Source organism: Streptomyces sp. NPDC096079 (genome assembly GCF_040303145.1).
Classification (GTDB): Bacteria; Actinomycetota; Actinomycetes; order Streptomycetales; family Streptomycetaceae; genus Streptomyces.
This window is the reverse complement of record NZ_JBEOST010000009.1, coordinates 336,201-342,200: the sequence shown is the minus strand read 5'-3', so window position 1 is coordinate 342,200 and position 6,000 is coordinate 336,201. Positions and strand designations below refer to the sequence as shown.

Sequence of the window (6,000 nt, the reverse complement as noted above, 5' to 3'; positions counted from 1 at the left end):
GCGGCTCGCCGAACGCGCCGGTGCCGTCGCCCTCGAGCACCACGACCTGGCTCGACTCGGAGCCGGCGGCGACCAGGTCGACGTGCCCGTCCCGTACGGGCGGGGGCGCCGCCGCCCGCGGCCCCGCTACGCCTCCGGCCGCCGGTCCACGACCACCTCGCCGCCGACCACGACCGTCTCCGCCACCGTGCCCGGGATCTCCTCGGGCGCGACCCGCAGGATGTCGCGGGAGAGGACGACGAAGTCGGCCAGCTTGCCCACCGTCAGGGAGCCGCGCTCGTGCTCCAGGAAGTTCGCGTGGGCAGAGCCCATGGTGTAGCCCTCCACGGCGGTGGCGACGTCGATCGTCTCGCCCGCGGTCCAGGCCTCCCCGCCGCCGGGCGGGCGGCGGGTGACGGCGGCGTGGATGCCGACCATGGGGTCCATCTCGGCGACGTTCCAGTCGCTGGAGAGGGCGAGGACCGCGCCGGCCGCGTGCAGGCTGCGCAGCGGCCAGGCCTTGTGCCAGCGCTCGGGGCCGACGTTCTCGGCCCAGTCCTGGCCGGGCCCGGCGATGTCGGGGGCGGCGTGCCGGGGCTGCATGCAGGCGACGACGCCGAGCTCGGCGAAGCGCGGGGTGTCGGCCGGGTCGAGGCACTCGACGTGGACGACCTGGTGCCGGGCGTCGCGCGGGCCGTTGACGGCGCGGGCCCGCTCGACGGCGTCGAGGACGGTGCGGATGCCCCGGTCGCCGGTGGCGTGGACGAAGCACTGGAAGCCGCGGGCGTCGAGCCGGGTGAGCAGCTCGGCGAACTCCTCGGGCGGGTAGAAGGTGTCGCCGCGGTGGTGGGAGCAGCCGGCGTACGGCTCCAGGAGGGCGGCGGTCCGGGGCTCGACGACGTCGTCGATGTACAGCTTGAGCGGGCCGACCCGCAGCCGGTCGTCGGCGTACGCGTCGGCCGCCGTCTCGAAGGCGTCGAGGTCCGCCTCGGTGGTGCCGCGCGGGTGGAAGAGCGCGGCGACGATCCGGGAGCGCAGCCGGCCCTCGGTGCGGGCCCGCTCGAACAGGGCGAGGTCGTCCAGGGAGTTCTGCGGTTCGACGACGGTGGTGATGCCGAAGCCGATGGCGTCGTCGAGGCTCTTGGCGAGCCGTCCGTACTGCCGGTCGGGCGAAGCCCAGGGCAGGCCGAGTTCGCGCAGGGCGCGGTGGCCGTCGCGGGAGAGGCCCTTGATCGCGAAGTCCTTGACGAAGCCGGTGGGCTCGCCGGTGGCGGGATCGGTGACGGCCCGTCCGAAGGGCAGCTCGGTGTGGTCGCGGTCGACGCCGAGCTTCCGCAGGGCCGCGGTGTTGAGCCACGCGGTGTGGACGTCGTAGCTGAGGACGAGGGCGGGGGTGTCCCCGGTGGCCGGGTCGAGGTCGGCGGCGGTGGGCATCCGGCCGTCGGGGATCGCGGAGTAGTCGAAGGCCTCGGCCTCGATCCAGCCGGCCTCCGGGTGGGCCTCGTGCCAGCTGCGGACGCGCGCGTGGATCTCGTCGAGGGTGCGGGCCCCGGCGAGCTGGACGCAGGCGTCGTCGGAGCCGAGGCGGACGTGGTTGTGGGCGTCGACGAAGCCGGGCAGGACGAGCCGTCCGCCGGCGTCGAGGATCCGGGTGTCGGGGCCCGTCCAGTCGGCCGCCTCGGCGTCGGGGCCGATCCAGACGATGCGGCCGGCGACGACGGCGAGGGCCTGTGCCTCCGGGAGGTCCGGGTCGACGGTGTGGATGCGGGCCCGGGTGAGGACGAGGTCGGCGGGGGTGGTGCGGTTCATGGGGCGGGGCTCCGGAGTCGTTCGGGGAGGGGTTACGGGACGGGGGTGACGCGCCCGCGGGCGAGGAGCACGTACACCAGGGCGGAGACGAGGGCGCCGAGGAGCGTGAGGTCCGCGCCGCCGAGCGGGGCCACGAGGGGGCCGGTCCACAGCTCGGAGTCGCAGGTGAGCGCGGAGAAGAGGAGGCCGGCGAGGAGCGCGGTCAGGCCGGCGGGGTGCCAGCCCGAGCGGTACCAGTAGGGGCCGCCGGTGTCCGCGTGGAGTCCGGCGGAGTCGTAGGTGCAGCGGCGGAGCACCATGTCGGCGAGGAAGACGCCGCCCCAGGGCGCGAAGACGATGATCAGGAGGGAGAGGAAGGAGAGGAGGGACGTGGTGAAGTCGGTGAGGAAGAGGGCGCCGAGCGAGCCGACGGCGGTGACGCCCGCGCTGATGACGATGGCGCGTGCCCGGGTCCAGGGAATGCCGAGGACCTGGAGGTTCAGGCTCGACGAGTAGAGCGTGATGATCGAGTTGGTGACGGAGCCGCCGAGGACCAGGGCGAGGAAGAGCGGCTGGAACCAGCCGGGGAGCAGGCTCTCGGTGCCCGCGACGGCGTCGGTCATGTCGGCCTGGGTCGCGGCGGCCACGCCGGCGACGCCGAGGGCCACGGAGGAGACGAAGCCGCCGAGCGCGCCGCTCCAGGTGACGGCCTTGAGGCTGGTGGTGCGCGGCAGGTAGCGGGTGTAGTCGGCGGGCATGGGGAGGTACGAGAAGGGGCCGGCCAGCATGACGACGAAGGCGAGGCTCCAGCCGGAGGCGCCGGGCGCGGCGGCCGGGGCGGAGGTGTCGGCGCCGGGCAGGACGAGGACGAGCAGTGCGGCGAAGCCGACGGCGAGGACGTATGCCATCCAGCGTTCGGCGAACTGGACGGTGGCGTGGCCCCAGAGGGCGACGGCGAAGGTCAGGGCGAGGGTGACGGCGAGCGCGAGGGCGCGGGCGGCGTGTCCGCCGTGCCAGCCGAGGTCGGCGAAGAAGGCTTCGAGGGCGAGGGTGCCCACCACGGTGTTGACGATGGTGTAGCCGATGCTGACGATCCAGTTCAGCAGGCCGGCGGGCCAGTTGCCGCGGCGGCCGAAGGTCGCGCGGGAGATGACGAGGGTGGCGGTGCCGGTGCGCACGCCGCTGAGTCCGGCCGCGCCGATGGCGAGGAAGGAGATCCCGCCGATCACGACGACGGCGGTGGCCTGCCAGAAGGAGAGCCCGAAGGCGACGGCGAGGGCGCCGTTGATGACGTAGGTGAAGGTCAGGTTCGAGCCGAACCAGAGCCAGAAGACGTCCTTGGCCCCGCCGTGGCGTTCGGCGTCGGGGATGGGGTCGATTCCGTGCTCCTCGACCTGGAAGACCTCGTCCGTCGCTGTCCGGCCCGTGGTCACGGGCGCCGTCTCGCGTTCGAGCACATCGCACTCCTGTCGTGGATCGATCTTGAATGCCGTTCTAAGTTTTGGAACGGCATTCAAGATGTGCGATAGATTCAGGCCACGTCAAGACCTTCGGGGGATGCGGTTAAGGTCGGTCCCGGAGACAGCGGAACGGCAGGACGGGGACGGCGGCGGTGACAGGCGCGGCACGACGGCGGGACGGACACGTCACCCAGGAGCGGATGCTGGAGGAGGCCATGGCGGCGATCGCCGAGAACGGCCTCGCCTCCCTGACCATGTCGGCGCTCGCCGAGCGGCTCGGCACCAGCGGCGGCCACATCCTGTACTACTTCGGCAGCAAGGACCTGCTGCTGCTCGCCGCCCTCCGGTGGAGCGAGGCCGCGCTCGCCGAGGAGCGGCGCGCGCTCCTCGCCCGGCGGATCACCGCCGAGCGCAAGCTCGACCTCTTCCTGCGGCTCTACCTCCCGCGCGGCCCGCGCGATCCGCGCTGGACCCTGTGGATCGAGCTCTGGGCCCGCACCCCGGGCAACACGGCGCTCCGCGACGCGCAGGCCGAACTGGACGCGGGCTGGCAGGAGGACCTGGAGGCGCTGCTCACCGCGGGCGCGGCACGCCGGCGTTTCGCCCCGCTGGACGCCGGCGCCCGCGCCTCCGAACTCCTCGCCCTGCTGGACGGGTTGAGCACCCGGGTGGTCCTCGGCGAGGAGACGGGCCGGGATCCCCGGCCCGCCCTGGAGGCGGCGCGCTCGGCGGCGCGCGCCCTGATCCCGGCCTGCTCCCCTACGGACGAAGGAAACTGACGGTAGATCAGCCTCGGTAGGCCTCCAGGAGGCGCAGCCACGCCTCGCTCAGCGTCGGGTACGCGGGGACGGCGTGCCACAGCCGGGCGATCGGAACCTCGCCCGTGACCGCGACGGTCGCCGAGTGCAGGAGCTCCCCGATGCCGGGCCCGACGAACGCCGCGCCGAGGACCACCTCCCGCTCCAGGTCCACGACCATCCGGGCGTGCCCCCGGTACCCCTGGGCGTACAGGCCCGCCCCGGCGACCTGCCTCATGTCCAGGTCCACGGCCCGGGCCCGGTACCCGGCGCGCTCGGCCTCCGCGAGCGTGAGGCCGACGGACGCCGCCTCGGGGTCGCTGAAGACGACCTGCGGCACGGCGGCGTGGTCGGCGGTGGCCGCGTGCGCGCCCCACCGCCCGGTGTCCAGGGAATCGTCGCCGTGCGCGCGGGCGGCGATCGCCGCGCCCGCGATGCGGGCCTGGTACTTGCCCTGGTGGGTCATCAGGGCGCGGTGGTTGACGTCACCGACCGCGTAGAGCCAGTCGGTTCCGGTGACGCGGAGGCTGTCGTCGACGTCGAGCCAGGAGCCCGGTGCCAGACCGACCGTCTCCAGGCCGATGTCCTCGGTGCGCGGCTTCCGGCCGGTCGCGAACAGCACCTCGTCGCCCTCGACGTGCTCGCCGCCCTCCAGGACCACGGTGACGGGACCGGTGCCCCCGTCCCGTACCACCGCGCTCACCGTCACGCCGGTACGGACGTCCGCGCCGCGCGTGGCCAGCGCGGCGGCCACGTGCTCGCCCAGGAACGGCTCCATGCGGGGCAGCAGCCCCCCGCCCCGCACGAGCAGGGTCACCTGGGAGCCGAGGGCCTGCCAGGCGGTGGCCATCTCCACGCCCGCCACTCCCCCGCCGACCACGACGAGCCGCCCGGGCACCCGGTCGGAGCTGGTCGCCTCACGGCTGGTCCAGGGGTGGGCGCCCGGCAACCCCGGCAGCTCCGGCAGCAGGGCGCGGGTGCCGGTGCAGACGGCGACCGCGTGCCGCGCGGTGAGCACATGGCGCTCGCCCTCGCGGCCCGCGACCTCGACGCGGCGCGGGCCGAGGAGCCGGCCGTGCCCGCGGAAGACACGGGCCCCGATCGAGTCCAGCCAGTCGATCTGGCCGTCGTCCTTCCAGTGGCCGACGACCTCGTCCCGGTGGGCGAAGACCTCCATCGCGTCCAGCGGACCGTAGACGGACTCGCGCAGACCGGCGACCCTGCGGGCGTCGGAGCGGGCGATGGCCGGGCGGAGCAGGGCCTTGCTGGGCATGCACGCCCAGTACGAGCACTCCCCGCCGATCAGTTCGCTCTCCACGATCGCCGCGCTCAGGCCGCCCGCCCGCACCCGGTCGACGACGTTCTCGCCGACCGGGCCCGCGCCGATCACCACCACGTCGTACGTGTGCTCGTCTTCCACCGTTCGTGTCATGGTTCCCAGTCTGGTGGCAGCGGTGCGGAATAGCGCGGCTCGATACGCCGTTGTGCCGGGCGAGTCCCCAGGGGACCGTGAGGACACCGCCAGGAGACCCGAAAGGCAGGCAGTATGAGCACCGTAGAGCTCACCAAGGACAACTTCGACGAGATCGTGGGCGGAGGGGACTTCGTCCTGATCGACTTCTGGGCTTCCTGGTGCGGTCCCTGCCGTCAGTTCGGCCCGGTCTTCGAGGCCGCGTCCGAGCGGCACCAGGACCTCGTCTTCGCCAAGGTCGACACCGAGGCGCAGCAGGAGCTGGCGGCGGCGTTCGAGATCCGCTCGATCCCGACCCTGATGATCGTCCGGGACAACGTGGCCGTGTTCGCGCAGCCCGGAGCGCTGCCGGAGGCCGCTCTGGAGGACGTCATCGGGCAGGCGCGGCAGCTGGACATGGACGAGGTCCGCAAGTCCATCGCGGAGGCGCAGGCCAAGTGACCCACCGCGAGGGGGGTACGGGAGAGGCTCCCGTACCCCCCTCGCGTCATGCCCGGACGGTACG

General features: G+C 73.7%; 5 protein-coding genes. 2 read left to right on the top strand and 3 right to left on the bottom strand.

Features of this window, described 5'->3' with window-relative positions; translation table 11 throughout:
• Window positions 1–126 precede the first annotated feature (126 nt).
• Both ABTY59_RS20835 and ABTY59_RS20830 read right to left on the bottom strand, forming a co-directional pair.
• Window positions 127–1,788 carry an amidohydrolase gene (locus ABTY59_RS20835; protein ID WP_352020476.1) on the bottom strand — a complete coding sequence of 554 codons (1,662 nt, stop codon included), beginning with the start codon at window positions 1,786–1,788 and terminating at the stop codon, window positions 127–129.
• Window positions 1,789–1,820: 32 nt separating this feature from the next.
• Complete coding sequence (locus ABTY59_RS20830) at window positions 1,821–3,224, bottom strand: purine-cytosine permease family protein (RefSeq protein ID WP_352020475.1); 1,404 nt, start codon at window positions 3,222–3,224, stop codon at window positions 1,821–1,823.
• A gap of 155 nt (window positions 3,225–3,379) precedes the next feature.
• Between ABTY59_RS20830 and ABTY59_RS20825 the strand changes: the two genes are divergently transcribed.
• Window positions 3,380–4,006: a TetR/AcrR family transcriptional regulator gene (locus ABTY59_RS20825; protein ID WP_352020474.1), complete on the top strand. Its 627-nt coding sequence runs from the start codon at window positions 3,380–3,382 to the stop codon at window positions 4,004–4,006.
• Window positions 4,007–4,013: 7 nt separating this feature from the next.
• On the opposite strand, the gene ABTY59_RS20820 is transcribed toward ABTY59_RS20825, so the two are convergent.
• Entirely contained in the window at window positions 4,014–5,456 is a 1,443-nt protein-coding gene (locus tag ABTY59_RS20820; protein WP_352020473.1) for a dihydrolipoyl dehydrogenase family protein, read from the bottom strand.
• A 114-nt stretch (window positions 5,457–5,570) separates the two neighbouring features.
• Here ABTY59_RS20820 and trxA point away from each other — a divergent pair, with 114 nt between their 5' ends.
• Entirely contained in the window at window positions 5,571–5,936 is a 366-nt protein-coding gene (gene trxA, locus ABTY59_RS20815) for a thioredoxin (RefSeq protein ID WP_352020472.1), read from the top strand.
• The last annotated feature ends 64 nt before the right edge of the window (window positions 5,937–6,000 follow it).